The 26,678-nt window shown below is 40.1% G+C and carries 31 protein-coding genes, 3 pseudogenes and 1 other annotated feature; of the genes and pseudogenes, 29 read left to right on the top strand and 5 right to left on the bottom strand.

Annotated elements, in window-relative coordinates; translation table 11 throughout:
• Positions 1 to 29: 29 nt before the first annotated feature.
• The gene (locus tag EEJ45_RS09560) at positions 30 to 761 is read left to right on the top strand and encodes a Bax inhibitor-1/YccA family protein (RefSeq protein WP_124564584.1); all 732 of its coding nucleotides are present in this window, start codon (positions 30 to 32) and stop codon (positions 759 to 761) included.
• Between the two features lie 138 nt (positions 762 to 899).
• On the opposite strand, the gene EEJ45_RS09565 is transcribed toward EEJ45_RS09560, so the two are convergent.
• On the bottom strand, positions 900 to 1,391 hold the full coding sequence (locus EEJ45_RS09565) for a hypothetical protein (protein WP_124564585.1): 492 nt from the start codon (positions 1,389 to 1,391) through the stop codon (positions 900 to 902).
• A gap of 235 nt (positions 1,392 to 1,626) precedes the next feature.
• Between EEJ45_RS09565 and ssb the strand changes: the two genes are divergently transcribed.
• From ssb to EEJ45_RS09615, 10 genes and pseudogenes are all read left to right on the top strand, one after another.
• Positions 1,627 to 1,965 (top strand): single-stranded DNA-binding protein, encoded by a 339-nt coding sequence (gene ssb, locus EEJ45_RS09570; RefSeq protein WP_124564586.1) that lies wholly within the window; start codon positions 1,627 to 1,629, stop codon positions 1,963 to 1,965.
• Positions 1,966 to 2,023: 58 nt separating this feature from the next.
• Complete coding sequence (locus EEJ45_RS09575; protein ID WP_124564587.1) at positions 2,024 to 3,148, top strand: conserved virulence factor C family protein; 1,125 nt, start codon at positions 2,024 to 2,026, stop codon at positions 3,146 to 3,148.
• Positions 3,149 to 3,312: 164 nt separating this feature from the next.
• A complete protein-coding gene (locus tag EEJ45_RS09580; protein WP_124564588.1) occupies positions 3,313 to 3,699 on the top strand; it encodes a thiol-disulfide oxidoreductase DCC family protein in 387 nt (128 codons plus the stop codon).
• 60 nt (positions 3,700 to 3,759) lie between these two features.
• Complete coding sequence (locus EEJ45_RS09585; protein ID WP_124564589.1) at positions 3,760 to 4,197, top strand: BrxA/BrxB family bacilliredoxin; 438 nt, start codon at positions 3,760 to 3,762, stop codon at positions 4,195 to 4,197.
• 39 nt (positions 4,198 to 4,236) lie between these two features.
• Positions 4,237 to 5,010, top strand: a complete 774-nt coding sequence (locus EEJ45_RS09590; RefSeq protein ID WP_124564590.1) for a class I SAM-dependent methyltransferase — start codon at positions 4,237 to 4,239, stop codon at positions 5,008 to 5,010.
• Between the two features lie 64 nt (positions 5,011 to 5,074).
• Positions 5,075 to 5,285, top strand: a binding site (T-box leader).
• Between the two features lie 40 nt (positions 5,286 to 5,325).
• A complete protein-coding gene (argS, locus tag EEJ45_RS09595; protein ID WP_124564591.1) occupies positions 5,326 to 7,008 on the top strand; it encodes an arginine--tRNA ligase in 1,683 nt (560 codons plus the stop codon).
• A gap of 434 nt (positions 7,009 to 7,442) precedes the next feature.
• Positions 7,443 to 7,823, top strand: a complete 381-nt coding sequence (locus EEJ45_RS09600; protein WP_124564592.1) for a hypothetical protein — start codon at positions 7,443 to 7,445, stop codon at positions 7,821 to 7,823.
• 115 nt (positions 7,824 to 7,938) lie between these two features.
• Positions 7,939 to 8,118 (top strand): annotated as a pseudogene (locus EEJ45_RS19055) (hypothetical protein); the annotation flags it as partial.
• Positions 8,106 to 8,393 (top strand): hypothetical protein, encoded by a 288-nt coding sequence (locus EEJ45_RS09610; protein ID WP_124564593.1) that lies wholly within the window; start codon positions 8,106 to 8,108, stop codon positions 8,391 to 8,393. The pseudogene EEJ45_RS19055 and the gene EEJ45_RS09610, both read left to right, overlap by 13 nt.
• Positions 8,390 to 8,857 carry a hypothetical protein gene (locus tag EEJ45_RS09615; protein WP_124564594.1) on the top strand — a complete coding sequence of 156 codons (468 nt, stop codon included), beginning with the start codon at positions 8,390 to 8,392 and terminating at the stop codon, positions 8,855 to 8,857. The genes EEJ45_RS09610 and EEJ45_RS09615 overlap by 4 nt, the downstream gene beginning before the upstream one ends.
• 118 nt (positions 8,858 to 8,975) lie before the next feature.
• Here EEJ45_RS09615 and EEJ45_RS09620 read toward each other — a convergent pair whose 3' ends face one another.
• Positions 8,976 to 9,257, bottom strand: a complete 282-nt coding sequence (locus EEJ45_RS09620) for a hypothetical protein (RefSeq protein WP_124564595.1) — start codon at positions 9,255 to 9,257, stop codon at positions 8,976 to 8,978.
• A gap of 282 nt (positions 9,258 to 9,539) precedes the next feature.
• On the opposite strand from EEJ45_RS09620, the pseudogene tnpA reads away from it, so the two are divergent.
• From tnpA to EEJ45_RS09645, 6 genes and pseudogenes are all read left to right on the top strand, one after another.
• A pseudogene (gene tnpA / locus EEJ45_RS19060) lies at positions 9,540 to 9,836 on the top strand (IS200/IS605 family transposase); the annotation flags it as partial.
• Positions 9,822 to 10,001: a transposase gene (locus EEJ45_RS19065; protein WP_245999873.1), complete on the top strand. Its 180-nt coding sequence runs from the start codon at positions 9,822 to 9,824 to the stop codon at positions 9,999 to 10,001. The pseudogene tnpA and the gene EEJ45_RS19065, both read left to right, overlap by 15 nt.
• The gene (locus EEJ45_RS09630) at positions 9,989 to 10,288 is read left to right on the top strand and encodes a GNAT family N-acetyltransferase (protein ID WP_164464241.1); all 300 of its coding nucleotides are present in this window, start codon (positions 9,989 to 9,991) and stop codon (positions 10,286 to 10,288) included. The genes EEJ45_RS19065 and EEJ45_RS09630 overlap by 13 nt, the downstream gene beginning before the upstream one ends.
• Before the next feature lie 325 nt (positions 10,289 to 10,613).
• On the top strand, positions 10,614 to 10,877 hold the full coding sequence (locus EEJ45_RS09635; RefSeq protein WP_124564598.1) for a CD3324 family protein: 264 nt from the start codon (positions 10,614 to 10,616) through the stop codon (positions 10,875 to 10,877).
• Positions 10,878 to 11,015: 138 nt separating this feature from the next.
• Positions 11,016 to 11,654 carry a FusB/FusC family EF-G-binding protein gene (locus tag EEJ45_RS09640; RefSeq protein ID WP_124564599.1) on the top strand — a complete coding sequence of 213 codons (639 nt, stop codon included), beginning with the start codon at positions 11,016 to 11,018 and terminating at the stop codon, positions 11,652 to 11,654.
• Between the two features lie 181 nt (positions 11,655 to 11,835).
• Positions 11,836 to 13,377: an FAD-dependent oxidoreductase gene (locus EEJ45_RS09645; protein WP_380017782.1), complete on the top strand. Its 1,542-nt coding sequence runs from the start codon at positions 11,836 to 11,838 to the stop codon at positions 13,375 to 13,377.
• Positions 13,378 to 13,605: 228 nt separating this feature from the next.
• Here the strand turns inward: EEJ45_RS09645 and EEJ45_RS09650 are convergent, their stop codons facing one another.
• Complete coding sequence (locus tag EEJ45_RS09650; protein ID WP_124564600.1) at positions 13,606 to 13,794, bottom strand: YoqH family protein; 189 nt, start codon at positions 13,792 to 13,794, stop codon at positions 13,606 to 13,608.
• Positions 13,795 to 14,019: 225 nt separating this feature from the next.
• Between EEJ45_RS09650 and EEJ45_RS09655 the strand changes: the two are divergent.
• From EEJ45_RS09655 to EEJ45_RS09700, 10 genes and pseudogenes are all read left to right on the top strand, one after another.
• Positions 14,020 to 15,041 (top strand): annotated as a pseudogene (locus tag EEJ45_RS09655) (serine hydrolase domain-containing protein).
• A 75-nt stretch (positions 15,042 to 15,116) separates the two neighbouring features.
• Entirely contained in the window at positions 15,117 to 15,791 is a 675-nt protein-coding gene (locus tag EEJ45_RS09660) for a ligand-gated ion channel (RefSeq protein ID WP_124564601.1), read from the top strand.
• Between the two features lie 206 nt (positions 15,792 to 15,997).
• Positions 15,998 to 16,318 carry a hypothetical protein gene (locus EEJ45_RS09665; RefSeq protein ID WP_124564602.1) on the top strand — a complete coding sequence of 107 codons (321 nt, stop codon included), beginning with the start codon at positions 15,998 to 16,000 and terminating at the stop codon, positions 16,316 to 16,318.
• Positions 16,319 to 16,410: 92 nt separating this feature from the next.
• Positions 16,411 to 17,424 (top strand): S66 family peptidase, encoded by a 1,014-nt coding sequence (locus EEJ45_RS09670; RefSeq protein ID WP_124564603.1) that lies wholly within the window; start codon positions 16,411 to 16,413, stop codon positions 17,422 to 17,424.
• Positions 17,425 to 17,494: 70 nt separating this feature from the next.
• Positions 17,495 to 18,061, top strand: coding sequence for a Type 1 glutamine amidotransferase-like domain-containing protein (locus EEJ45_RS09675; RefSeq protein WP_124564604.1), 567 nt, complete (start codon positions 17,495 to 17,497; stop codon positions 18,059 to 18,061).
• A gap of 11 nt (positions 18,062 to 18,072) precedes the next feature.
• Positions 18,073 to 18,630: a 2'-5' RNA ligase family protein gene (locus EEJ45_RS09680; RefSeq protein ID WP_124564605.1), complete on the top strand. Its 558-nt coding sequence runs from the start codon at positions 18,073 to 18,075 to the stop codon at positions 18,628 to 18,630.
• On the top strand, positions 18,627 to 20,039 hold the full coding sequence (locus tag EEJ45_RS09685) for an aminoglycoside phosphotransferase family protein (RefSeq protein WP_164464242.1): 1,413 nt from the start codon (positions 18,627 to 18,629) through the stop codon (positions 20,037 to 20,039). The genes EEJ45_RS09680 and EEJ45_RS09685 overlap by 4 nt, the downstream gene beginning before the upstream one ends.
• Before the next feature lie 15 nt (positions 20,040 to 20,054).
• The gene (locus EEJ45_RS09690) at positions 20,055 to 20,957 is read left to right on the top strand and encodes a DoxX-like family protein (RefSeq protein ID WP_380017785.1); all 903 of its coding nucleotides are present in this window, start codon (positions 20,055 to 20,057) and stop codon (positions 20,955 to 20,957) included.
• A 4-nt stretch (positions 20,958 to 20,961) separates the two neighbouring features.
• The gene (locus EEJ45_RS09695; protein WP_124564608.1) at positions 20,962 to 21,576 is read left to right on the top strand and encodes a DUF4166 domain-containing protein; all 615 of its coding nucleotides are present in this window, start codon (positions 20,962 to 20,964) and stop codon (positions 21,574 to 21,576) included.
• The gene (locus EEJ45_RS09700; protein ID WP_124564609.1) at positions 21,573 to 23,198 is read left to right on the top strand and encodes a YndJ family protein; all 1,626 of its coding nucleotides are present in this window, start codon (positions 21,573 to 21,575) and stop codon (positions 23,196 to 23,198) included. The genes EEJ45_RS09695 and EEJ45_RS09700 overlap by 4 nt, the downstream gene beginning before the upstream one ends.
• Positions 23,199 to 23,249: 51 nt before the next feature.
• Here the strand turns inward: EEJ45_RS09700 and EEJ45_RS09705 are convergent, their stop codons facing one another.
• Together EEJ45_RS09705 and EEJ45_RS09710 are read right to left on the bottom strand one after the other, a co-directional pair.
• Positions 23,250 to 23,633 (bottom strand): ribosomal maturation YjgA family protein, encoded by a 384-nt coding sequence (locus EEJ45_RS09705; protein ID WP_380017787.1) that lies wholly within the window; start codon positions 23,631 to 23,633, stop codon positions 23,250 to 23,252.
• 50 nt (positions 23,634 to 23,683) lie between these two features.
• Entirely contained in the window at positions 23,684 to 24,748 is a 1,065-nt protein-coding gene (locus EEJ45_RS09710; RefSeq protein WP_124564611.1) for a hypothetical protein, read from the bottom strand.
• 196 nt (positions 24,749 to 24,944) lie between these two features.
• On the opposite strand from EEJ45_RS09710, the gene EEJ45_RS09715 reads away from it, so the two are divergent.
• A complete protein-coding gene (locus tag EEJ45_RS09715; RefSeq protein WP_245999868.1) occupies positions 24,945 to 25,844 on the top strand; it encodes an ABC transporter ATP-binding protein in 900 nt (299 codons plus the stop codon).
• Positions 25,837 to 26,664: an ABC transporter permease subunit gene (locus EEJ45_RS09720; RefSeq protein ID WP_124564613.1), complete on the top strand. Its 828-nt coding sequence runs from the start codon at positions 25,837 to 25,839 to the stop codon at positions 26,662 to 26,664. Before EEJ45_RS09715 ends, EEJ45_RS09720 begins: the two co-directional genes overlap by 8 nt.
• Positions 26,665 to 26,678 lie beyond the last annotated feature (14 nt).

Genomic DNA, 26,678 nt, shown 5'->3' on the forward strand with positions numbered 1-26,678 from the left:
CTGTACACTTACTACAAAGGAGGCACGATATGAGAACAAACAACCCGATGTTAAAAGAAGAAGCGTTTCGCAAAGCCCCTGCGAGCAGCGGGACGATGACGGTAGGCGGTACGGCTGGGAAAGCCTTTATTATGTTAGCCCTGCTTCTTGGAACAGCTGTATACGCTTATATGCAGGTAGTACAAAATAAAATGAGTATGGGTGTTATGATTGGTGCACTCTTAATCGCAATGATTTTAGCGTTTGCTACGGCGTTTGTCCCTAAAATTTCTCCTGTTACCGCACCAGTGTATGCGGCAGTAGAAGGAATTGTACTTGGGACGATTTCAGCTATGTATATGCAGCGCTTTGGAGATCAGGTCGTATTATATGCGGTACTACTGACAATTTCAGTTATGTTTGCCATGCTGCTTTTGTATGCAACCCGTGTTATTAAGGTAACAAACAAGTTTCGTATGGGTGTCCTTTCCGCTACGCTTGGCGTTTTGTTTATGTATTTAATTGTGGCCGTGATGCAATTATTTGGGGCATCGGTACCATTTTTGCATGATGGCGGAACCATTGCAATTATTGTAAGTGCTGTTGTTATTGTCATTGCAGCATTAAATCTTGTATTGGATTTTGATTTCATTGAAAACGGCGCGCGCTCCGGTGCACCAAAATATATGGAATGGTACGGCGCGTTAGGTCTGATGCTTACACTTGTATGGCTGTATCTTGAAATTTTGCGTCTTGTTTCGTACTTTGTCAGAAATGACTAAAAAAGCGCCTCTAGAGAGGTGCTTTTTTATATAGACTTCTGTTTACGCATGTGCATTGTAATATGTACAGCTCTTTTGCATAGAAAGCAATTTATCATGCAAAAGAGCTAATTGTCCCTCTTCCAAACTAGCTGTAAATTATCTGCGCGCAATAATCAGGGCAATTAAAACAAGGATAATTAACGCAAGCAGTGTTTTGCGATCTTGTCTACTATGAGAATGATTTTCATGTTTCTTCGTAACAGTTGTATTTGCTAGTCTAGAAACGTCTTTTGTTGTCACAGAAGTGTTATTGCGGTTTCGAATTGTATTCGTACTAACAATGTTTTGAGCGGGGAGATTATTTTGGTTCCGGACAGGGATGATGGAATCCGGAAGTGTGAATGTTCCGGCTCGATTTGCATTGGTATTACGACCATTATCAGAGAAATCATCAAAAAAATCATCAAATGTATCGTCCATAAAGTCAGAAAAGACATCATCCTCCTGCTGGTTGTGGGTCACGCCGCATAATTCAGGAAAATTGCGTTTAAAGTACTCACTAATACAATGTAAATCATCACTTGTATATTGATATCCTAATTTATTAGAAACGTACGGCATGTTGCGCCGTTTATGATTCGCAGCCATTTTTTCACTCCTTCAAGCAATCTACTGCTAATATATACAAGTTCTGACAAAATGGTATGGACAACCCGCCCATGTAACGACAAAATATATGCAATACACATCTTTCTATTAGAAGAAAGTCTATTTTTTACCCTGCGACTTGCAAATAAGCTTATTTAAATACATGCTTTCAAGCGTTTTTCAAACTTCTATCTGTTATTTACAATGTAGAAAACAGGATAGGAGTGAGATAAATATGATGAATCGTGTTGTGTTAATTGGTCGTCTTACAAAGGACCCGGAACTACTATATACAAAGCAGGGGATTGCATACATGAAGGTGCGTATTGCGGTGTCTCGTGGGTACCGCAATAGCCAAGGAGAGCAGGAGACAGATTTCATTGATTGCAATGTATGGCGCAAGATGGCGGAGAATGTATCGTTGTACTGCAAAAAAGGTGCTTTAATCGGTATTAGCGGCCGCATTCGAACAAGTTCTTTTGAAAATGAGCAAGGGAAACGCATGTACCGAACGGAGATTACCGCAGAAAACTTATCATTTCTAGAGCGAAAAAAGATACAAACGTCTCGTTAGCATGAAACCTTTGCATCGTGCTACACTAGAGGTAGGAAATCGCGAAGGAGAGAGTTAGATGAGAATTACAGCAATTGAACCGACCCCAAGTCCGAACACAATGAAGGTGATTCTAGATGAAGCATTACCGGCAGGGAAACGAAATAACTATACAAAAGATAACAATGGTGAAGCGCCTGAAAAAATTCGTGCTATTTTGGCAGTTGAAGGCGTAAAAGGTGTATATCATGTTGCCGATTTTTTAGCGGTTGAGCGCAATGCGAGATATGATTGGAAGCCCATTTTACAAAACGTGCGTGCTGTATTTGGCGAAGCAGAAGCGACAGATGTACAAGCTGCTAATGCTCATTACGGTGAAGTTAAGGTGTTTATTCAAATGTTTTACGGCATTCCAATGCAAGTTAAGTTAACAGACGGTGAAGCGGAAGAGCGTTTCGGTTTACCTCCATACTTTAAGGAAGCCATTATGAAGCTACAAATGACGGCACCGAACGTGGTGCAAGAGCGTAAATGGGCCGAGCAAGGTACACGCTACGGTGAACTTGCGGATATTGGAAAAGAAGTGGTTGATGAAATTACAGCTGCTTATCCAGAAGAACGCGTGCAAACTTTGATGAACGATTTATTGAAGCAAGGCGGAGCGAAGGAGTTGGTTGTGAAAAAACGTGTACCGTATCAGGTTACACTAGAAATGATGGAGGACAGCGATTGGAAAAATCGCTATGCGGCACTGGAGCAAATGGAGCCGACGGAGGCTGATTTGCCGGTGCTTGAAAAAGCATTAGGTGATGAAAAAGTGTCCATTCGTCGCTTGGCAACAGCGTATCTAGGCATGGTGAAAGGAAAGGTTGTTATGCCACTTTTATACCAGGCGCTCCAGGATAAAGCTGTTAGTGTACGAAGAACAGCGGGAGATTGTTTATCGGATATTGGTGATAAAGAAGCCATGCCAGCAATGATTGCGTCCCTGCAGGATACGAGTAAGCTTGTCCGCTGGCGTGCAGCGATGTTTTTATTTGAAGAAGGAGACGAAAGCGCATTGCCGGCATTAAAAGTAGCGCAGAATGATCCTGAATTTGAAGTGGCGATGCAGGCACGCTTAGCAATCGAGCGTATTGAAGGTGGCGAAGAGGCGAAGGGTTCGGTGTGGAAGCAAATGACCGAATCACGAATGCAGGAATAAGATAGATAAGGAGCGTATATTAGATAGGAGAGAAAAACAAACGATGTGTAGTTGCGGTTAGGGACTAAGAAGTGTCTAAAACCGTATATACTTGTCGAGTTGGTCTTGCCTTTTGCTTACTCAAAGCTATCCAAACTTATATAGGAAGAATCAGGTGATCTGCCATGCTTACTGTATTTTATGATAGCTGGTGTCCGCTATGCAACGGGGTGACGGAGCAGACGCGGCGCCTAGATCGCAGACAGCGTGTTGTTTTCATCTCTTTTCGAGATGAAAACGTAGTGAAGTCATATCAACTGTCAGAAGATATGCTACGCAAAATGGAACAACGTCTATTCGTATATGACGGAGAGTGGCAAGAAGGCATTTACGCGGTAAAACGCTTGGCAAAAGAAGTGCCTACGTACTGGTTGCTTATTCCATTTATACAGCTCGCCATTACCTTTGGCTTTGGACAACGAGTATATGATTATATTGCATCGCGCCGCTCTATTGTCCCGACAGGTCATTGCCAAGAAGGTGTATGTCCAATCGGAAAGGCAAAGCACTAGCATTGCCTTTCTTTCTCATGGTATGATAAAGAAGTATAAAGGTTTAAGGAGAGAGTAATCATGGTAAACGCTTACGAAGAATATATGAAACAAATTGTTATGCCGATGCGTCAAGAACTTGTTCGTGCTGGCTTTAATGAGTTAACTACTGCAGAAGAAGTAGAAAATTACCTTGAGCAAGCAACTGGCACAACGCTTGTTGTGATCAACTCGGTGTGTGGCTGTGCAGCAGGGTTGGCTCGCCCGGCGGTGGCACAAGCGTTGCTACGTGCAGAAGACAAGCGCCCAGATCATCTTGTGACAGTATTTGCTGGACAGGATAAAGATGCGACTGCAATGATGCGTTCTTATTTTGAAGAAATTCCGCCATCTTCCCCGTCCATGGCTTTACTAAAGGGCAAAGAAGTGGTTCATTTTATCCATCGTCACGAAATCGAAGGAAACAGTCTAGAAGGTATTATGAACAACCTTCTAGAAGCATTTGAGCAGCACTGCTAAAAGGGAGAGATGTCTCCCTTTTTGTTTTGAGGTGATGATATGATTATAACGACAGCAGGACGTACGAACAAGGAGATGACAACATATGCGAGGCGGGTTGCTGATGAGCTAAATGGTACATTTGTGAAACGAAACGATGCAACCATTCATGATATGCATACGAAGTATGAAGAGGATATATTGGTAGCAGGAAAGAACCGGCTGGAAATGTATCCGCGGGGCGGTGACAGCTCCTTCTTTTTTCACCCAAACTCCGCAAGCTTTCGTATTAAGCGTCTGATGCGCGGTGAACACGATCCATTTGTGCAGGCAACTGGTTTGCAAGCTGGTATGACATTTCTTGACTGTACACTCGGTATGGCATCCGATAGTATTGTTGCGAGCTATATAACCAAAGAAGCAGGCCGAGTTGTGGGAACAGAGGCCAACCGCTATATGGCTTATATTGTGGAACAAGGCTTGCGGTCATGGCAATCGGATATTCCAGAAATTAACGAAGCGATGCGCCGCGTTACCGTCTTGCATACAGAACACCTTACCTATCTGCAAACCTGTGAGACAGATAGCTTTGATATTGTGTACTTTGATCCAATGTTTGAAGAAAGTATTCTAGAATCGGATGGGCTCAAAGGGTTGAAGCATTATGCCTTATACGACGATATCATCGCTGACACGATAGAAGAGGCATTCCGGGTCGCAAAGCAACGCGTTGTGCTGAAAGATCACTTTCGCAGTGAGCGTTTTACAAAATACGGATTTACACCAATACGCCGCAAAACGGCCAAGTTTCATTTTGGTGTGCGAGAAATATAGAAAAATGATTGTTACAGCTTGCAAAACAAAAAAAGTTGTATATAATAAGCTATAAGAAAATTTAGGAAAATCAAGGATGAAGAGAGTAGTCATCAGTGATAGCCAAAGCGAGTCAGGGACGGTGTGAGCCTGATGCGAAGCGGTGATAAAGCGCACTTCGGAGATGCTTGTCTGAAAGAAAGTAGGGCGAGCCGGGGATCCGATCCCCCGTTATGAAACGGAAAGGGGTTCACAGAACCAAAAGGGTGGTACCGCGGGCAAAGCTCGTCTCTTAACAAAGAGACGAGCTTTTTTTTATTTTAAAGGAGGATTGTGATGAGATATAAAAGTGAAGTTGCCAAACAATTACACAGCGTATTACCGGAGTTATCAATTGAAACAATTGAGTCTCTATTAGAGAAACCGAAGCATGAACAGCACGGAGACCTTGCGTTTCCTTGTTTTGAGCTTGCAAAAACGATGCGCAAGGCGCCGGCGCAAATCGCTGCGGCGCTGGCAGAAAACTTAGATGCTGACATATTCACCAAAACAGAGGCTGTTGGTCCGTATGTCAATTTCTTTTTAAACCGTAATATTGTGAGTAAAGACATTATTGCTATCGTTTTAGAAGAAAAAGAAGCCTATGGAAGTCATACAAACGGCATCGGCAAAACAATGGTAATTGATTATTCATCGCCAAACATTGCCAAACCATTTTCCATGGGGCATTTGCGCTCTACCGTTATCGGCAATTCTTTAAAGCAAATTGGAGAAAAGTGCGGCTATCAAGTCGTTGGCATTAACTACATTGGCGACTGGGGCACGCAGTTTGGTAAGTTGATTACCGCATATCACAAGTGGGGCGAAGAGGATAAGGTAAAACAACATCCAATAAAAGAGTTGTTTCGCTTGTATGTACGCTTTCATGAGGAAGTAAAGGAGCATCCTGAGCTTGAAAATGAAGGGAGAGCATGGTTTAAAAAACTGGAGGATGGCGATAAAGAGGCATTGAAGCTATGGACATGGTTCCGCAGCGAATCTTTGCAGGAATTCTCACGTATTTATGACTTGCTGGGTGTAAAGTTTGACAGTTTTAACGGCGAGGCTTTTTACAATGATAAGATGGATAAAATGGCGGAGTTTCTAGAACAAAAAGGTCTTTTAACAGAATCAGAAGGCGCCCAGGTTGTTATGCTAGAGGATGAACAGATGCCGCCGTGCTTAATTCGTAAGTCTGACGGCGCCACACTATATGCAACAAGAGACTTGGCAGCGGCTATGTATCGCCAAGGTATGTATAAGTTTGACCGTGCCCTTTATGTCGTCGGCGGCGAACAAAGTCTTCATTTTCAGCAGATATTCTCTGTGCTACGCAAAATGGGCTATAAGTGGGTAGATGGAATGACTCATGTACCGTTCGGGCTCATTTTAAAGGATGGTAAAAAGATGTCAACGCGAAAAGGAAGGGTCATTTTATTGGAAGAAGTGATTGCAGAAGCAATTGCGTTGGCGAAAAAAAACATTGAGGAGAAAAACCCAGCGCTTGCTAATAAAGACGAGGTAGCCAGACAAGTTGGTGTGGGTGCTATTTTATTTCACGATCTGAAAAACGAGCGTATTCACAATATCGAGTTTTCTCTTGAGCAAATGCTAAAATTTGAAGGAGAAACAGGGCCGTATGTGCAGTACACGTACGCGCGTGCATGTTCTTTGCTGAGAAAAGCTGCATATGAACCGCAGGAAGCTAGTGCGCTCACAGATGATAATAGCTGGAGCATCATCAAGCTGCTGGAGGCTTTTCCAAACGTTGTCGCTACAGCATTTGCACGCTATGAACCCTCGCATATTGCTAAATATGTGCTAGATCTGGCACAGGCCTTTAATAAGTATTATGGTCATGTGCGCATTCTAGAAGAGGATGCTGAAAAGTCAGCACGTTTGGCGCTTGTGTATGCAGTGACAGTAGTGCTGCAGGAGGGGCTAAGATTGCTTGGGGTAGATTCCCCGTCTGAGATGTAAGATAAGTGATAAAAGAATATAAATTGAGTAGAAAATGGTTGGAAGTTATATAAACGTCTAGATGGTAAGGTCATTATAGAAACGAGTATGTAATTCGAAGAAAGGCACATTCGATGGGGTGCAAAGCATCTTTTTAAAAACGGAGATATTGTAAAAAAGTCTATTGTGAGACAGTTGTCCAAATGCCGCATCATTTCTCCGGAAATTAATGCCTTGTTGCAGGAAGTGGTGGATGAATATCACGGACGAAGTTTGTAAACCCAGTGATGGTAAGATGTAAATAAAACAACTTGTAAGGAAAAGAGCGCAGCCTGTTAGTCATATTTAACAGGTTGCGCTCTTTTATGTTGCATATTTGGCAAAGGACATTTTTCTTTTTGAATCGAAATATACATCAGTATAGAGGTTTTCACAGGGAGAAAGGTGCGCAGAAGATGAAAAAATCATTATGCTTACTTATGCTTATGATGATTGTGTGGTCTGTTAGTTTGGTTTCGGGCTGCAATGAGACCCATTCGTATGTAGGAGAAAGCGAGCATTGGAAAGGGACACTCCATCTTACGCAATCAGGTGGTAAAGAAGTTGAAGAGGGGACCATCGTATACAAAGGAAAAGACAAACAGGAAGTCAAACGCGTGATATGGAAAGTGCAAGGCATGCACGGAGAACGCGGGGGCAACGATTATTTGACGGATGGAACTATCAGAATAAGCGGTAGCTGTACGGGGTGTGCGATGCAAGGTAAGGATGAGCCATACGATGTAACCGTAGAATGGAATGGAGTAAAAGAAACATTTCAGATGAAACGGCGCTAATCAGTAATACAAACGAGCTTCCAAAAAGTATGACCATTTATGTTTACGCATGGCATAGTTACTCTCTTCATGCGGTTAAAAACTTAAGTACCCTTAGGAATACAAACGGCGGAATTGGCAAGAAAGAGATGAGCATCTGGTGCGTCAATTACAGCATGCAGTAAAACAGCTTTTGCAGGCCGAAAAGCCCATAAGGATTACAAAAACACGTCTGATGAAAATGGCACAAACTCCATACGCCTTGCGTTTCCCTTATATCATCTTCCGAAAACAGAGGTCTACTTGCAAACAGTAGGACAAACGGTGATTGCGTTTCAAATTCGCCGCATCCAATGGGCAGCAACAGAGATAGCTAAAAGCAATCGGGACGTAACACCGTTTGCAATCCGCGTAAAGGCGAGTTTTTTAGATCCGAAACGGATGAGCGATGTTGTATGGAAAGAAATTCATCGTCAAGTCGACCGTTTTGCACAATCTAACGCACAAATCGTGTGTGAAAAAGGACGTAAATGCAGTGTGGGTAAAAGTAGTAATTGTAGGCATATAACGGAGAGAAGGAGGGGGATATGAAAGCTTTACTTGTTACCGCTAGGTTCATACCCATGTTGTTTGTAAGCATGACAGCTTGTTCCAAAGAAACTAACAAAGCAATTCATAAAAAGGAATATAGTTTCGAAACAGCAAAAAAGAACGGAGATGTGATCTTCAGGGGGGGCGATGTATATAACACTAGGGATATGGATGCATTTATCCATAAGTACAAAGATGGTTTCGTTCGATTCACACAGTTTGATGAAAACAATGAGCCAGTCATCAAAGATTTGACGATTAACAAAGATGCCAAACCTCACCGTATTTATTATGATGTAGATTATTCACTCACAAGTGAAAAAGGGAGGGATGGCGAAGAAATTTCTCATACACAATGCAAGTCTATTACAAAAGTAGAACATGCCAATTCAATTGATTATATTTTAGAAGGTTGCGGCGCAATCACAGATACTGAGCTATTGTTTACAGTTCCTAAAGATTAATAAAGTTAAAAAGAGGGAGTTTTCTTTTAGTAAAGGCTTTATTAAATGTTAATGTTGATTTTTAATTAATGGGAAACCTAGCCGTAAAGGTTTCCCATTAATTCCTATATTTTCGATATTAAGAGATATTTTTTAGCCAAGTAATAATACGAAGCACCTGAAACGGTTCAAACCAAGTAATTAGAAACATAACCACAAAGAAAGAAACAAGTGATATGAATTTTATGGTTCCCACTTCCCTTTTAGCAATTGCTATAAAACTTAGTACAATTCCTGCTAAAGAAGAAATAAAGCCTAAAAGGACAATTGGTTCAGAATAGCCATCTATTATCCAATTTAAACCGAACAGTAATAGTCCTATAAACATAAGGGTTATTGACAATATACTAAATTTTTTCATAATTCCACCTCCAAATACAATTTTACCATTTTATGGGGTGGGTGATAATCATTTTTTTATCTTAGCTCTGTTAATCTTTAATGTTAATTTTGAATCATCTAATGCCTTGTTTAAGATGGATTAGTTTAACTCATTCCGAAAGAAGTCTCCCACTTCTAAATGTGAAGGTGCGACAGCACTAATGAAAGTGGGGGATGAATTTCGGTTAGGCGTAGCCTAAAGTTGTTTCTCTTTTTTGCTGTGATATAATCAGTCTTAGATAAAAGAAAAGCTGCTATATCAATGGAATTAGACAATAATAATCATTCAGTATTCTTATTATATTATCACCTTGTTTTGATCGTGAAATATCGTAGAAAAGTGTTTGATGACACTATGTCTGACTATGCAAAAGATATGTTTGTTAGATTAGGCGAAAACTACAATATTTCCTTAGTCGAATGGAATCACGATATTGACCATGTACATATTTTGTTCAAAGCGCATCCGAATACTGAGATGTCAAAGTTCATCAATGCTTATAAAAGTGCAAGTTCTCGACTTATCAAAAAGAATTTTCCGCAAGTGAAAAAGCTCATCAAAATAGATAAGTGGTTTCCGTCATCTAAAACCTGTTCCTGTTGCGGTAAAGTAAAGGAATCTCTATCTCTTTCTGCGCGCACATTCCGCTGTGATTGTGGTTTTGTGGCAGACAGGGACTGGAATGCTTCTATCAATATCAAAGATGTATTTTGGCACAAGTAGAAAATCAGAATGCAGGTTTTTTAATATATCATACATATTTTTTTGAACAGTTGTTTATTGATTTGCTTATTGTACATCCGGCGTTAGGAAGAAAAGGTGTTGCAAAGGCTTTAATAGAGTATGTGGAAAATAATTGTACATCAAAGAAGATTTTCTCATCAACAAACAAATCTAATGAAAGTATGCAACATGTGTTTGATGCGCTTCATTATAAACAAAGTGGTTATATTGACAATTTAGATGAAGGTGATCCGGAAATCGTATTTTATAAAGAAATTCGCTCTTAGAAATCATCCGAGTGATTTTTTTATAAACAAATAATTTTATTATGTAAACTGAAAGTTATAAAAATAGTGCGCTTACAATTATTGTGCAAGATGTTGACGATTGTAACATTGACAAATATAGGATTCTTTCTTACTCTTTATATAAAAAGGGGGGTGTCATGATGGCAAATATTTTATTGCCAGAAACTTCAGTGTCCCATGCAAAGTCTGATGTTAAAAGGGCGATCCTTTTGCATGGGTAAGAATAAAGAATTTAGATCGCCTTAGGTATTAACGCAGGCTTTGCACCTTATTATTTATCTTACAATAAGGAGCGGGCAAACCGATGAAATATGTAAAAGCTGCGGCGGTATTACCTGAAGAGTTACTGCAAGAACTGCAAAAGTACGTACAAGGGGAATTACTGTATATCCCAAAAAGAAAAGAAAATCATGAACAATGGGGCTCGCGCTCAGGGGGGCGCAAGCAATTGGATGAAAGAAATGAAGCGATTCGACTGGCTTATAAGGGCGGTAAGCATATAACGCAATTATCACAGGAATATTTTTTATCAGTCGATACAATCAAACGAATTGTATATGCACAGTAACCAAGATAGCGATAACTCGTGTATGAGTTGTCGCTTTTTGTGTTAAATTTATTTATAAATCGTATTTGCATTAGCGCAGAGGCGAAAGGATTTCCTATAATATAAAGTAGAAAGCCGGCTGTAAAAGGAGTGAAAGTAATGAATACATGTATTAGAAGTGATGAGTTTAATTTTATTAAAATGCAAATACGTAATATTGTAAATGGATATGCAGCGTCAAGTGATAAGGATGTTTTGCAAGCACTTGTGTCTCTAGTAAAAGAGCGCGTTTTAGATGTTTGTCATGACTTCAACGAAGAACAGATGAAGCTGCTGCATACGATTGAAGAGATTCGTGATAAAGAGGATGCAGAACGATTTTTCCTGCAACTTGCACCTTATGTGAAATCATTTCCAGAATTGACAGAACAGGCGTTAAAAAGGGTATTTCCAAAGGTGAAGCGTCTTAAAAAGCCCGACCTGGCAGGGTGGAATTTACAAGAAACTTCGTACATTAGCTGGGATGACAAAGGATCTAGCCAAAGATATATCATCGCTATGAATGAGGATGGACTTGTTGGGGTGAAAGGCGTATTTACAAGCTCACATCAGAAGGGAATATGTACGATCTGTAAACGTCATGCGGAGATCGGGATGTTCATCTCTGAAGTAAAAGGATCGGTTATGGGAACCTACACGAAGCGAGGAAATTATATCTGTCAAGATAGCATAGTATGTAATCAAAACATAGTGTCTCTAGAGAGTTTACATGATTTTATATTGCGACAACGCAGTTAAGGATAGAACGATATAAACCCTCTTCCTACATGTTAGGGGGAGGGTTTTAGTCATACGCATCACATTTACATTCACAAATTATCAATCTAACCGTAGGAAAATGAAATAGGAAATGTATACATGTATTCTCTATGCTTGGACACATTATATGGAAAAGACAACCATAAGTGGAGGTACAATCATGGAGAAGAATCAAACAGGAACTAGTAAAATGCCACAATACCCTGAGCCCTATTGGAGAGTTGGTTTGGATATTCCATCTTTCCCTAAACTAGATCGGGATATAGAAGCCGATGTAGCAATAGTTGGTGCAGGAATTTCTGGAATTACAACTGCATACTTGCTTGCGCAAGAAGGACTAAAAGTGGTTCTTTTAGAAGCAAGTACTATATTGAACGGAACAACCGGTCATACTACCGCGAAAATTACTGCGCAGCATGATTTAATTTATGACGAACTGATTCATCATTTTGGGGAAGAAAAAGCTAGGCTATATTATCAAGCTAACAGCGATGCTTTGCAGTTTATTAAAGATATGGTTAACGAACATCAGATTGAATGTGATTTTACGGAAGAAGATGCTTATATTTATGCCAATACAGGTGAAGGTGTTAAACAAATACAGGTGGAGTATGAAGCTTATAAGAAGCTTGGCATTGTGAGTGAATATGTACAAAGTATGCCGCTGCCACTTGAAATGCAGGCAGCCATTGTGATGAAGCAACAGGCGCAGTTCCACCCCTTGAAATTTTTACTTCAGCTTGTTCAAGCTTTTGTAGGAAAATCAGGCATCATTTATGAGAATACAACAGCTGTCAATATTGAAAAAGGGGAGCGGCCGAGCGTTATCACAAGAGATGGTTACCGGGTCACTTGCAAACATATAGTATCCTGCTCTCATTTTCCTTTTTATGAAATGCCTAATTTATACTTTACACGCATGTATGCAGAACGTTCATACGTGCTAGGGGTAAAGACAGAAAAAGCCTTCCCAGGTGGTATGTATTTGAGTGCGGACTCTCCGAAGCGTTCGCTTCGATATACGAATGTCAACGGAGAAAACCTTGTTTTAATTGGAGGAGAAAGCCATAAAACGGGGCAAGGAATATGTACAATCAAGCATTACGAAGCACTAGAGGCCTTTGGTGAGGAATCATTCGGCATTACAGAGATTCCTTATAGATGGTCCGCTCAAGATTTAATTACCCTGGATAAAGTCCCTTACATTGGTCGTCTTTCAGCTGATGAGTCGAATATTTTTGTTGCGACAGGCTACAGAAAATGGGGGATGACAAACGGAACTGCAGCGGCTTTGTTATTAAGGGATTTGATAGTAGGAAGAGACAATCCTTATCAAGAACTGTATAGTCCATCAAGATTTCATGCTGATCCGAATATTAAAGCCTTCATTACGATAAATGTTGATGTGGCGAAACATTTGATTGGCGACAAGATAGGAATTGTGCGTAGAAGTCCTGGTGATTTGTATAGCGACGAAGGAGCCATTGTTAATGTAAACGGAAAAAGAGCGTGCGGATATCGCGATGAGAGCGGGCACCTACATATTGTCGACTCTGCTTGTACTCACATGGGCTGTGAGCTTGCATGGAACAGCGGAGATCGTACATGGGACTGTCCTTGTCATGGTTCTAGGTTTTCAGTGGATGGGGATGTAATTGAGGGACCAGCGGAAAAGCCTTTAAAGCGAATAGAACTGGAGTAAGAGGTGTGTAATAGCATATTTCCTAAGCATGACGGTTACAAGAGAATGGAGCTACTTTTATCCAATGTATCAAGTTAAAGCAGAGACACATATTATGAGATGATGCACAACAATAGGAGACTAAGATTAGAAAAAAGGGGAGCTCTCACAAGTGTGAGCTCCCCTTTTTAAATCGTGATAAAGTGTCTGGTATAGATGTGCGTAGTTTAAGGTTTACAGTTGGAAATCTTATTTGTCAAAACCGGGGGTTAGTTTTACTTTATAAACCAATGCAGCTCCTTTTGCGTTCCTATCTGTTTTATCAACAGCATTTAGAATGGTGGTGCAAGGTAAAGGGACAGCACTGTCTGCATGAGCTGGATAAGGATATATGATAGGAATGAGCGAACATCCCAATATAAAAATGAAATAATACATCTGTTTCCTCCATGACGTTTTTCAGTTAGTTTGTTCAGATTTTATGTATACATTACACTTGTGACGCCATATTTTATGGGTTTATTATTTTTTATGAATACTTTACTCATAACGCAATTACCTTATGCACTGTCAACCTTGTTTGCAGGAATTAAGCACCAAAACGAGAATACAAAGAGAGGTTGTTTTCGTGATGAGTTGTACTATTGTTTGGAGGGGATTTATATGAAAGTTCTAAATATTACACAACTGCAGCAGCAAGTTGCATCACACCCTGAGTTTTCTGGCGTGATTGCAATTGAACAGGCAGGAAGCAATTTATTTGAGCACGCACAGGGCTATTACAATCGTTCCGAAGGGCTGCGCAATACCCTGCAAACTCGCTTTGGTATCGCTTCCGGATGTAAATTGTTTACTGCGATTGCCATATGCCGCTTGATTGAACAGGACTTACTAGCATTTGACACAAAATTAAAGGATTGCTTACCTATAGCGTTTCCCCATATAAACGGTGATTTGACAATTCATCATTTACTAACGCACACCTCAGGGATTCCTGATTATTTTGATGAAGCAACAATGAGCGATTTTGAGGATTTATGGAAGGAATACCCGATGTATACCTTGAAGCGTCCTTCAGACTTTTTACCGATGTTTCAGCATGGCGCATGATGTTTGAACCAGGTGAACAATTTCATTACAACAACGCTGGCTTCATTGTGCTTGGAATGATTATTGAGCAGGTGACCGGAGCGCCTTTTTCTACGTATATAGAAGAACATGTGTTACGGCGCTGTGATATGGTGGATTCCGGGTATTTTTCACTAGATTGTCTGCCGAAAAATACTGCGTTTGGGTATATTGATGAAGATGGCGGTGCGTGGCGTACGAATACATACTCCATTCCCATTCAAAGTGGTGCCGATGGAGGAGCTTATGTAACGGCACCGGATATGACGAAATTTTGGAGAGCTTTGCTTCGTTATCAAATACTTAGCGAGGCATATACGAAGCTACTTTTAAAGCCGCATGTGCAGGTGAAAGAGCATGTGTATTACGGGTATGGGATTTGGATGAAGATACAAAACCAGCATGTGAAAAAGTATCATATTATGGGATATGATCCGGGTGTTAGTTTTCACTCTGTTGTGTACCCTGCGTCTCAAACTATACTATCGGTGCTTTCAAATAAATCTTCAGGTGCATTTCAAATGATGAATATAGTGGAGGAACAATTACAGATATGATAAATAAGGTAACAAATTAAGCAATTATGTTATAGGTGTAGAATAATTGACTGTAGACAAATAGGAGAGAAATAGATGAAAAATATATGGGTCATGATGCTATGTTTGTTGCTGTTGACGGCCTGCGGAGAGCAACGTCATGCCATAATTGAATGGGTAGACTTTATTAAGTGGAACAATGCGAAATATCAAGGGATTTCAACAGGAACGCTGGCTGATACAAGTTTAATAGGTGAGGAAGTGGGAAAAATAAAATTCCGCATCAATGACAATATTTACGACCCTGAATATAAAGCCAAAAATGGAGACGCAGCCTTTTTAGAAGCGGGTACGGTGCTGCATCAGGTAAAGGGTCATCCGGAATTGCTTGCAGTAAAGGACACTAAAAAAGTGAATGGATATTATATATATTATAAAGATAAGTCTCTAGAAAACTATAAGTGGCATTATAAAGATATGCCAAAGCAGGAAGTAAAGAAAATAACGGTGCACGCACGTGATAACGCAAACATACAGTTAATTCGTGAGATTACAGATCCAAGTGAAATAGAGAGAATGTTTAGATTGCTAGAGGAAGGGCATGTGCAGGAGGTTGCGATCAGTGAGGAGGCTAAGGAATATGAAGTTAGCTTCTATACAAATGAGCCAGTTGCTTATACCTACTCCGTGTTTCAAAGTCAGGATCAATACTACTGGATGCCATGGGAGCAAGAGGTTTTGCCTGCTGAAATAGGAGAGTTCCTACAATAAACGCCATACAACTCGCCATCTTTCAAAGAGAAAGGTGCTTGTGCCCTTTTATTAAAGCATGTTTCTTTGTCGTTCTCCCTACTGATAGGTATAGTGAGCTGGGGTGTTTTTTGTTACTACAAACTATGCTTTGGTTAAGATAATGACTGAATTTTCCTTCTTTTCTTGTGTTATAATATGTATAAAAGATTGCGTAAGGAGGCATCATGAAAAAATTTCTAGGAATTATTTTTACTATTTTCATTGAGGCAGTGCTTGTATATGGTTTAACGAAGGTAGTCGGCTGGAAATATGAAGATCTTGCCTTTTTTGTGGGGCTTCTGTTTATTGTTATTGCGTATTTCTTCAGCAGTAAGGGTGGTTTTTCTAGTAATAGTCTGCGCTTACAGGCGCAGGCACAGAGCGGGATTAAGGTGGATGAGGAGGAATATGAATTTCGAGCGAATGCGGTGTTCATTGGTTCTATTGTGTATACGATACTATCACTTTTCTATGTTATCGCAGCGTATTGGAAGTATTTTGCGTAAAAGTAGGGGTTGAAAAATCAGTTTTTTTGAAAAATTCATTGTATATCTGTTTCTTCTCTGGTAAAATCATGTAAAGATTTGGAGGGATACATATGATACAATATCCAGCTTTAAGACATCGGACGCTTGGTGTTACTGCGCCTTCTTCAGGTGTACCAAAAGTGCTACATGAAATGTTTCGACTTGCATGCCAGCGTATGGAGGAGCGAGGTTTTCGAGTTGTGTGCGGTGATACAGTGTGGACGCAGTATAAAGCGAAATCCGCTGATGCTAAACAGCGTGCTGACGAGTTTAATCGTATGATACGAGATCAAGAGACTACAATTATTATACCCCCTTGGGGCGGGGAATTACTTATAGAAATGCTAGAGTACGTTGATTTTAAAGGACTGCAGCCAAAATGGGTGCTAGGCTATTCTGATACGAGCTTATTGTTGCTGGCGCTTACGCTACAGACGGGTATAGCAACAGCGCATGGTACAAACCTCGTCGATTTGCGTGGTGAGTTCGTTGATGAAACAACAGCGATGTGGGAGCAGGTTGTTACGACAACAACTGGCGCATCAATTGTACAACATTCATCGAAACGTTATCAAAAAGAATGGAATCATGAAAATCCTTCACCTTGTGTATTTCATTTAACTGAGCAAACTGAATGGAAAACAATCACAGGAGACGATGTACATATAGAAGGTCGCTTGCTTGGAGGCTGTATTGATGTGATTCGTCATATCATTGGTACGCCTTTTGGTGATATAGCCAAATTTCAAAAAGAGCATATTCATGATGAACCGATTGTGTGGTATTTTGAAAACTGTGAATTGACTACGACTGATGTACGCCGAACGCTTGTACAGATGAAGCTAGCGGGATGGTTTGAGAACTGCAGTGGTATTTTGTTTGGCAGAAGCGCTGCGAACAAAGAAGTTGGCGGATACACTATTGAGGACGTGTATCGTGATTTACAAGATGAACTGCAGATTCCGATTGTCTATGATGTAGATTGCGGTCATGTGCCGCCGCAGATCACATTTGTAAACGGCGCTTACGCCGAAGTACAGGTAAGCAAGGGAAAAGGAACTGTTATACAGTATTTTAAAGCTTAGTATGGAAAAGGTCTTCTGATGAGAATGAGGACCTTTTTCGTTTATATAAAACAAATACGAGGTAAAGAATATGAAACCAATTCTGCTAACGGCAAATGGCTTTCAAGATGAAAAAGTAATTCATGCATTTTTAGAAGTAGTGCGTATCCACCATATACCTAAAAAAGTCGCTCTGATTCCTACGGCCGATGCAGTATACAAGGAAAGAAATTATCATGCTGTGCACACGATGGAGATATTACAGGAGAATGGGTTTGAAGCAGTTTACATAGATATTGAGTTCCAACAGGTACAGGCGTTGTGTGAGTATCCCATCATATATCTAAATGGAGGCAGTCCGTTTTACTTCTTGAAGCAACTAAGAAAAAGTCAAGCGGATCAACAATTGAGACGTCTTTATGCGCAAGGAGTTTTTCTAATTGGAACGAGTGCTGGTGCGGCTGTTCTTGGTGAAAGTCTTGCGCATGCGGCGCATTTACACCCTGACTGGAGAGAGGGCATGCATTCTTTGGAGGGGTTAAAGCTAATTTCAGCACATATTCTCCCTCATAGCAACCGTTATGAGCACTTACAGGATGAGCTTGAAATGTTTCAACCTCTTATTTGTATAAAGGACGGAGAATATAAACTAATATAAAAGGAGTTCGTATGTACGCTATCATTGCATTATTTGATGAAGAAACACATCAACAAGTAATACGTATTTGGAATGAATTGGCTGATTTACGGATTTCTCACTATGCAAAGGAGATAGAAAACAGACAGCCGCATATTACACTTGCAAGCTATGACAAGTTAGAAGAGATCTCATTCATAGAAAGAATGGATATGTGTTACCAAGCGACACAACGTATACCGATTACACTGTGTACAATTGGTACATTTATATCCTCTGGAGCACTGTTTTGGGCACCGGCACCGACGAAGGAGCTCCTGGACTTTCATGAAAGGCATCATGATTTGCTGAGCGGTTTCGCTGCTGAGGGACCTTCTCTATATGAACCTGGATGCTGGGTGCCGCACTGTACGATTGCCAACAGGCTAACAGCGGACAAATTGGCGGAGGCAGTGCTGTATTGTACAAATAAGCTACCTGTACAGAACGCTTTTCTAACAAAGCTGGCGCTCATTCGCACTGAGAAAGCAAACGGAAAAATAGTAGCAGCACCAATAATTCAGGAATGGTCTTTAAAGGAGAGAGCATGAAGCGAAAGTATGGAGATCGAGCAGGTTGGTCACGCATTATTGGTAAAGATTACCGAGTGTATGAGCGAAATACCAGTGTATTCACCGGTGTAGTTTGTGAACTGTTTATCAGAGAAGTACAAGAGCCGCTTTGGATGCTGCAGGGAAATCGAAAGATATGCGTGGCAGATAAGGGTTATACGTGGCTGCAGTATTTTCCAAAAGGAAAGCCCTACACAATTACTACTATGCTGGATGCTAATCGAAAAGTTGTACAGTGGTATATTGATATTTGCGAATCTCACGGTATTCGTGCAGATGGTGTACCGTGGTACGATGATTTGTATTTGGATGTGGTGTGTTTTCCTGATGGAGAAGCGGTGTTACTAGATGAAGATGAATTATGTGATGCGTTAGACGCAAATCTCATCACAAAAAAGCAATATGATTGTGCAGAGAAAACAGCACAAACTGTGCTCCGTATGTATCAGAATAGAGAGCTACAAGCGTTGCTAGATTTTACATCTGTTCCGTCATCGGTTCCATATGCCTTTTGTAAAAAAATTACGGCATGCTTTGGGGAGAAGGGCACACAATGGCTGATGCATCTAGATGATACGGTTCATACGTACGAGGAAAAATGGAGCCTTTATATAGGTGAACCAATATCAAATTTGTCTTATAACTATGTATTGCGCGCACAGATACACGGCGGAACACCGGTCATTTTAAAGCTAGGTATCCCTGGTCATGAATTTAATAACGAGGTTCAGACGCTACAAACCTATGACGGCAAAGGATGCGCTCTGCTGCTTCAGGTAGATGCAGCGGGTGGTGCGATGCTTTTAGAATGTTTGGAACCGGGCGTAATGCTGCGAGAGGAGAAGGATGAAAGAACAGCCCTTTTACATTATGCAGAGGTGTGGAAGGCTTTACGCCGTCCGTTACCATCACATATGTTAGTTCCAAAAGTAGCTGATTGGATGAAGGGGTTGGATCGTTTTTTACAAAATCAAACAGGAGACGCTACTATTTTAGTAGAACTTGTTTACAAAGCCAAGATGTTTTTTGGAGAAATTATTTCATCAGAGCCTGAAGAGCTATTGCACGGTGACCTCCATCATCAAAATATTTTATATACAAACGAAGGCTGGAAAGCAATTGATCCAAAGGGTTTGGCAGGAAGTCGTTATTTTGATGTTACATCCTTTTTGGTAAACGAGTTAAAGGATGTGAGCAATGCCAAAGCCGTGCTGAACGACCGTGTTTCGATGCTGAGCGAAGAGCTGCAGTTGAATCGAGAGCGGATATTGAAGGCCGGATTTGCGATGGCAATTCTGTATACCTGCTGGAGTGTAGAAGAAAATAGTTTAGGCTGGAAGGATACATATGAATATGCGCAGTGGTTTTTAACCTTTTTGGAGGAATAAAGAGGAGGGCTGATATTGAAAGGAAAAGCGATTTATGTAGGAACTGAAATAGCAACACCTATGGAAAAGTTATGGGAATATACACAGAATCCAACGTTACATACAGAATGGGATATACGATTTACAGAAATTTTATACCTACCAAAAGAAGATGACGCACCACAACGATTTTTATACAGAACAAAGATGGGGTTTGGTTGGGAAATCGCTGGTGAGGGAGAGGCGGTAGGAGATCTTTATCAAAATAGTGGTGAACGTGTATCTTCGCTAAAGTTTTGGACCGACAATCCTTTATCTTTAATTCGAGTAGGACGAGGGTATTGGAAATATACACCGTGCGGGGGCTCTATTCGTTTTGAAACACAATATGACTATGAACCTCGTTTTGGATTACTCGGGCGCTTGTTAGATGGCTACGTGTTTCGACCGTTAATGGGATGGGCCACAGCCTGGAGTTTTGATGCTTTAAAAATTTGGTTGGAAAAAGGGTTACATCCAAAACAGTTACTTCGGCATGCAGTGGTATATTGGATCGTTTGTCTTTTATTTTCGTTTGTATGGGTGTATCAAGGAGTAGTGCCAAAACTATTATCAATGCATCCGAAGGAATTGTATATGATGCATGCTTTGTTTGGAGAAATTGCAAATACAAGCCTACTGCGAGTGATCGGTATATGTGAAGTTTTATTTGGGTTAATATGGTTAGTACCATTTAATAAGCGCAGACTGTTTGTACTACATGCAATGATGCTTGGAATTCTTACTATATCAGCAGTTGTTGTTGATACAACCAGTATAATACATCCTTTCAATCCAATCGTGTTTAACATTTCTTTGCTAGCAACCTCGTTAATTGGGTTTTTATGCGCTCATAATTTGCCCCGTGCCGCCAACTGCAAAAGAAGCAGAAGGGAGTAGATTTATGCATTCTATATACGAAGAGGTATTAGGAGAATCATATAAAAAGCTACATCCGCAGTTGCAAAGGCGTTATGCCATAATAGAGAATCGACCATTCATTGCAGAAGGTAAGATGGAGTATATTACAGGGGGATCATTTCTTGTTAGGATTTTATTAAGGATTGGCGCACCTCTTAGACTATTTTTTGCAGAACGAGGTAGAAACACACCGTTTCGTATTTGCAATTTCTGTGAAAATCGAGATGGTTATAGAATTGTGAGATGGGAGCGAACGTTTCTATTTCCACATGTAAAACGATATTTTGATGCATATATGTTCCTTCAGGATAATGAGGTTGTTGATTATTTTGGTAAACCACCTCTGCTTGTATCAACCTTGTTCTTTCGAGTTAACGAATTGGGAGCTATGTGTATTACTACAAAGAAGCAATGGATCCGAATTGGAAAATGGAATATCCAACTTGCAAAGAAGTTGTACGGTCATGCGGAAATTGAAGAAACATTTGATGAATCTCTACAGTGTTTTATCATTATTGTTCGTGTCAGCAACCCTATACTAGGGGAGTTATTTTCATACAAAGGAACGTTCAGAGAAATCGAGAGTGATTACAAATGAAGTATAATATAATCTTTGGTGCTCTAGTTTATATAATATACATGGTTACAGAAGGGTTAGATGTATACGCAGTAGAAGCGCTTGTTCTACTGTCAATATGTGTATTTGTCCCAAGTATTTTAACCCTAGTAGATTCTAAAATGAGAAATGGAAGAATGTTTAGCGTTTTTAAAATCCTTATACTGAGTTATCCAATCGCAGTAATTAGTGCTGCGCTAGCGTTTGTAACAAATATGCCAGTATTTGCATCCATATGGTTTGGATATACAATTATGGTAGGTTATTTTGGCGTACATAGATTAATTCAAAGGGGAATTAGGCCTCTTCAGGAATTTGCAATTGACATTGGCTTGTTATATCTAGTGTTGGGAGGGTTTTGGTTTTATGCATACATTGCAAATATACAAGTGATGCATTTCACAAGCATTATTGTGCTGTTAACAGCTATTCATTTTCATTATTCAGCGCTCCTTATACCAATTTTCACGGGCTTTTTGGGGCGTAAGTTTCATACGAGTTCAAATTTGTATACATATACCGCCTGGAGTGTTATTGTATCGCCTATGACAATCGCAGTTGGTATTACATATTCAAGGGTTTTTGAGTTTATTGCAGTACTAGCATATATGTTCGGCTTGTATATGTACAGCATTATGGTGCTTCGTACGCCGTTTCAAAGAAATGTTGCAAAGGTGCTTGTGTCAATTTCAGCACTTGTTTTAATTTTTACAATTTCTCTATCGTTGCTGTATGCTTATGGGAGAGCTATGCATCAAGTTACTATATCTATTGATGCTATGATTTTCTTTCATGGGCTTATGAATACAATTGGTGTGGTCACACCTGCGATCATCGGTTGGTTTCTTGAGGGAACCAAACCAAGGTATGTTCACTATGGTAAGCCATGTAGTCGCATTACTGGTACAAGTAGAGTTGGTACATCATTTTTGTCTCGTCGTAACCTGTTATCATCAGATGCGTATGATGGATTAGTCGATGATATGAGGATATATAAATCAGCACATTTACTTTCTCCAACCATTACAGATTTTTATGAGAGAACCGAAACGTATTCCTTGCAGGCACGTGTTCAATGGTCTACATGGTTTAAACCATTAGGAATGGTTTACGAACAAACAAGTAAATATATAGGTCAAATCTATTTAAAAGATACAGGTAGATGGGAGGAAATGTATGGGAAAATTGTGGGCATACGTTCAGCTGCTGACGGGCGAGATAATGTGAGGGCGTGGTTGAGGAGTAATGAGAAAGGCGAAGCAATTTTCATTGCACTATACGCACAGCACACATTTCAAGGCGAAACATATATGAATGTAGCCTTGCCACTACCATTTTCCAATATGACTGGCATTCTTCGTTTATATAATGATGAACAAAGACTGATACTGACAAGTCGTCTACGAACAGATGGCCAAGGAGATGAGGGCACCTATCTATATATTAAATACATGACCGTACGCTTACCTATTGATGAAACATTTGTCGTGATAGCAGAAGATGATATGCGTTTATCTGCGCAACATGACATGCATATATGTGGTATTCGCTTTCTAACCGTTAACTATCGCATTATGAAAAACAAGGAGGCGGAGTACAAGTAAAACTATTTTTTGCTAGGAGAGAAGGAAAGGTAATGTAAAGTTATGCTTGGTTTAGAAATTTACTTGTATATGATTTTTTTCTAGGATACTACCCAGTGCAACTCCCAGAGTATACGCAAGCAAATCACTCCATAGAAAGCCGTGGCCTAACACAAGAGCCAGCGGTGTTTGTCGCAGTTCTCGAATCCAGTCCGCTTGATACAATTGACTCAGCTCAATGCCATAGCAAAACAATATACTTATCAGCATAATCGTTTTCGTTCGGTAGTGTGGAAACAAAATACCAAATCCAATGAAAACCAGTAAAGCCCATAACAAATCGCCAGCGTAGGTATTCACAAGAGCAGGCAAAGCAAAGCTGGACTTTCGGACAAGCAAACCCAGTCCCATTGTGAGAAACAGAAATAAGCTGTAGTACAATCTGTTACGCTTCATACATATACCTCCAAATTAAGTAAGGGGATCCTATACAGAATCCCCGAATTTTATAGATTTTGAAATTCTTTAAGTTTTTTAGTAAGAGCTGTGTAAAAGGCTTCCGGATCGTCAGGGCGAATATGTGCCTTCGTTATTGCTTTTGTAAAGCCATACATGAGCTTAGCCTGTTGTGGTGTATAAAATTCAATTTCGAATGCGGGTTTCTCACGAATAAAATCAGGTGCTAAGCCATCAAATACTGTTTTTTCTTCTTGCTTGGACAAACGTTCCGGTCCGTCGTAACGCACGATTTGTTTGATTTCAGAAAGGGGAACAGTCAGCCTTTTAGTTAGACCCACCTGCAGGTGAAGTGTATGTTGTGTAATCGTAAACGGGCACAAACGCGTAGCTTGTATGTGTGCTAGGAAAAACAAAACGGTGTATACATTTAGTACTAACGTTACGATAGATAGAACAGGACTGATGCTGTGAAGGATAAAGTGCAGTCCAACTGTTTCAATTACCATCGCATGAATTAGCATAACATATAGTGCAATCATACTGGTTTTTTGATGATACGTAAATTGAAGCGGTGCTGGCGATACAGCTTTTCGCCAAGAAAATAAACTATAATACACCATAGCTAATTCTGCGTAATACACATCTAGTATCCGAGAAGATTTTAAGTGTGCGGCAGAGGAGGATTCTAGTCGTTGCTCAAATGTTAATGTATTCGTTTGTGACTTAAAACTCCTTATAACACGAGGGATTTTGGTAATAATTTTGTATAAAATGTATAGTTCTACTAGGAGAAACGCGCCCTCTCCTGCAAATAAAATATACCTGAGAAAAGAATAAGATGTAAGGTGATGAGCAGGAATAATAAGATGAGCGATACCATAGCCAACAATTGCAACAAGGGGAATATATTTTAACGAATATCGTTTTCGTATAACAAAGAAGTACGTGAGTAAAGGGATAACAACAATAAAGTCAAGGAGAGAACCAACGGCAACTGCGGGTGTAACAGGTTGAAGCGCTTCTAATTGATAAACGAGAATGTTAGAGCTAACAATGAGAACCGTGAACGCTGCGAACCAACATAGTTTTTTTATAGATAAAGAGCTTGTCATAGTGTACCTCCTTACGTGTATTCTCACTATATTTATAGTATATACTGTAAAGTGAATGTTTTATATTGGAAAAAGATGATGTTTGTGACAAATATTTGTCATTTAATGGTATAATTAGGTTGGAAATAACACGAGAAATACTCATTAACATCGTATATGAAAGATGAATGAAGCAAGACGCGGGAGGTTGAGAGGTTTGTTTATTACAGCTGAACACATAAGGAAAAGCTATGGAGAGCAGCTTGTTTTACAAGATGTTAGTTTTGCTGTGAAAGAGGGAGAGACTGTTGGGTTACTTGGACCGAATGGTTCTGGTAAAACGACCATTATTCGATTGTTAAATGGCGTTATTGATGCAGATGGAGGCAGCATCCTTGTTGGAAATTGGAATCCTGTTACAAACGGACATGAAATTCGGCGCATGAGTGGTATTTTAACGGAAAGTGCGGGCTTATATTACGAGCTGAGTGGACTTGAAAACTTGAAATTTTTTGCAAAGCTATACGGAATGTATGACGAAAGAAGAATACAAATGCTATTAGAAGAATTTCAGTTAGCGAATCATCAGCATAAAAAGGTCGGAACATACAGCACCGGGATGAAGCGGCGCCTCGGGATGATTAAATCCATTTTGCATAGACCATCTTTATTGTTTTTAGATGAACCAACAAATGGATTGGACCCAGAAGGCATTCAGCTTGTTATGCAGTATATTCGTAGGCTTAGCAAGGAAGAGGGAACGACTATTTTGATTTGTTCACATATTTTGCATCAAATGGAGACGGTGTGCGATACATATTTATTCTTGGAGCAAGGACGCATTTTGGAAAGTGGTACAAAATCTGAGCTGGAAGCACGTCATGTGCAGCAAATTAGCGTTAAAGTTGAAACTGGCTTGGCTGGATCAGGACAATATGCTGGCTATTCGTACGAAAGAGTAAATCATGAAACAGTGCGTTTCGAGTTACCAAGTAAAGATGCAATTACGAACTTGCTTGCTGCTTTGACAAAGGAAACATGGGTACATCAGGTGGAAATTGAAAATCGTGATTTAGAATCGTTGTATTTTGCAATCAGGAGGGGAAAACATGAATAGGACGGTAATCTGGACGATTGCAAAAAAAGACATGAAGGCCATTACGTCCAATAGTCAGATTTGGCTGGGGATGGTTCTGTTGCCGCTTATTGTATGCGTCATTTTGCCGCTTGTATTAACCCTAACGGCGAAATACGCACCCATTGATAAAGATATTGAAATGTTTGTGAAAACGATTATGGGCGCTTTACCGCAAGGTGAAACAAGGCAGATGCTAGAAGAATTACCGAGTATGAATCATCAAATTGTATATGTGATGACAAATTATATGCTTGGTTCCTTGTTTTTGTTGATTCCGTGTCTTAACGCCATGATGGTCGCCGCCAACAGCTTTGTAGGCGAAAAGGAACGTCGTACACTAGAGAGTCTTTTGTTTGCGCCAATTAGAATAAAGGAGCTATTTATCGGAAAAGTGTTGTCTGCATTCATTCCGGCAGTTTTGATTTCCTTTGTAAGCTTTCTGTTATTCGGTATAGTCATTACATTGGCGACGATAGGTATGTTTGAATCGCGTATCTTTCCAAATGCAAATTGGCTGCTCCTTGTATTTTGGGTAGCACCCCTTGTTGCTTTGCTAACAATTTTAATTAACGTATTAATATCGGCACGTGTACAAAGTTTTCAGGCAGCACAGCAGCTCGGTAGTACTGTTGTCATTCCGATCATTGCTTTAGTTGTTGCACAGGCGACTGGACTATTACTATTGAATCCCGTCATATTATTCATTATAGGAGTGGTTTTATTGGTCGGAAATATCTTTGTATTAAATAAAATTGCCAAGTACAACAATCGAAATACCTTATTTGAAAAACAAATGTGAGCAGGTTGTTTGCT

It is taken from the genome of Ectobacillus antri (assembly GCF_003852715.1).
GTDB classification, from domain to species: Bacteria; Bacillota; Bacilli; order Bacillales; family Bacillaceae_G; genus Ectobacillus; species Ectobacillus antri.

Bases quoted from the DNA above. Each gene is read 5' to 3' on its own strand.
- EEJ45_RS09705 (WP_380017787.1), bottom strand. From the start codon at position 23,633: ATGAAGCGTAACAGATTGTACTACAGCTTATTTCTGTTTCTCACAATG.
- EEJ45_RS09590 (WP_124564590.1), top strand. From the start codon at position 4,237: ATGATTATAACGACAGCAGGACGTACGAACAAGGAGATGACAACATAT.
- EEJ45_RS09720 (WP_124564613.1), top strand. From the start codon at position 25,837: ATGAATAGGACGGTAATCTGGACGATTGCAAAAAAAGACATGAAGGCC.
- EEJ45_RS09640 (WP_124564599.1), top strand. From the start codon at position 11,016: ATGAATACATGTATTAGAAGTGATGAGTTTAATTTTATTAAAATGCAA.
- EEJ45_RS09585 (WP_124564589.1), top strand. From the start codon at position 3,760: ATGGTAAACGCTTACGAAGAATATATGAAACAAATTGTTATGCCGATG.
- argS (WP_124564591.1), top strand. From the start codon at position 5,326: ATGAGATATAAAAGTGAAGTTGCCAAACAATTACACAGCGTATTACCG.
- EEJ45_RS09615 (WP_124564594.1), top strand. From the start codon at position 8,390: ATGAAAGCTTTACTTGTTACCGCTAGGTTCATACCCATGTTGTTTGTA.
- EEJ45_RS09620 (WP_124564595.1), bottom strand. From the start codon at position 9,257: ATGAAAAAATTTAGTATATTGTCAATAACCCTTATGTTTATAGGACTA.
- EEJ45_RS09685 (WP_164464242.1), top strand. From the start codon at position 18,627: ATGAAGCGAAAGTATGGAGATCGAGCAGGTTGGTCACGCATTATTGGT.
- EEJ45_RS09645 (WP_380017782.1), top strand. From the start codon at position 11,836: ATGGAGAAGAATCAAACAGGAACTAGTAAAATGCCACAATACCCTGAG.
- EEJ45_RS09575 (WP_124564587.1), top strand. From the start codon at position 2,024: ATGAGAATTACAGCAATTGAACCGACCCCAAGTCCGAACACAATGAAG.
- EEJ45_RS09600 (WP_124564592.1), top strand. From the start codon at position 7,443: ATGAAAAAATCATTATGCTTACTTATGCTTATGATGATTGTGTGGTCT.
- EEJ45_RS09695 (WP_124564608.1), top strand. From the start codon at position 20,962: ATGCATTCTATATACGAAGAGGTATTAGGAGAATCATATAAAAAGCTA.
- EEJ45_RS09580 (WP_124564588.1), top strand. From the start codon at position 3,313: ATGCTTACTGTATTTTATGATAGCTGGTGTCCGCTATGCAACGGGGTG.
- EEJ45_RS09710 (WP_124564611.1), bottom strand. From the start codon at position 24,748: ATGACAAGCTCTTTATCTATAAAAAAACTATGTTGGTTCGCAGCGTTC.
- EEJ45_RS09700 (WP_124564609.1), top strand. From the start codon at position 21,573: ATGAAGTATAATATAATCTTTGGTGCTCTAGTTTATATAATATACATG.
- ssb (WP_124564586.1), top strand. From the start codon at position 1,627: ATGATGAATCGTGTTGTGTTAATTGGTCGTCTTACAAAGGACCCGGAA.
- EEJ45_RS09635 (WP_124564598.1), top strand. From the start codon at position 10,614: ATGAAATATGTAAAAGCTGCGGCGGTATTACCTGAAGAGTTACTGCAA.
- EEJ45_RS09665 (WP_124564602.1), top strand. From the start codon at position 15,998: ATGAAAAAATTTCTAGGAATTATTTTTACTATTTTCATTGAGGCAGTG.
- EEJ45_RS09680 (WP_124564605.1), top strand. From the start codon at position 18,073: ATGTACGCTATCATTGCATTATTTGATGAAGAAACACATCAACAAGTA.
- EEJ45_RS09670 (WP_124564603.1), top strand. From the start codon at position 16,411: ATGATACAATATCCAGCTTTAAGACATCGGACGCTTGGTGTTACTGCG.
- EEJ45_RS09650 (WP_124564600.1), bottom strand. From the start codon at position 13,794: ATGTATTATTTCATTTTTATATTGGGATGTTCGCTCATTCCTATCATA.
- EEJ45_RS09675 (WP_124564604.1), top strand. From the start codon at position 17,495: ATGAAACCAATTCTGCTAACGGCAAATGGCTTTCAAGATGAAAAAGTA.
- EEJ45_RS09660 (WP_124564601.1), top strand. From the start codon at position 15,117: ATGAAAAATATATGGGTCATGATGCTATGTTTGTTGCTGTTGACGGCC.
- EEJ45_RS09565 (WP_124564585.1), bottom strand. From the start codon at position 1,391: ATGGCTGCGAATCATAAACGGCGCAACATGCCGTACGTTTCTAATAAA.
- EEJ45_RS09560 (WP_124564584.1), top strand. From the start codon at position 30: ATGAGAACAAACAACCCGATGTTAAAAGAAGAAGCGTTTCGCAAAGCC.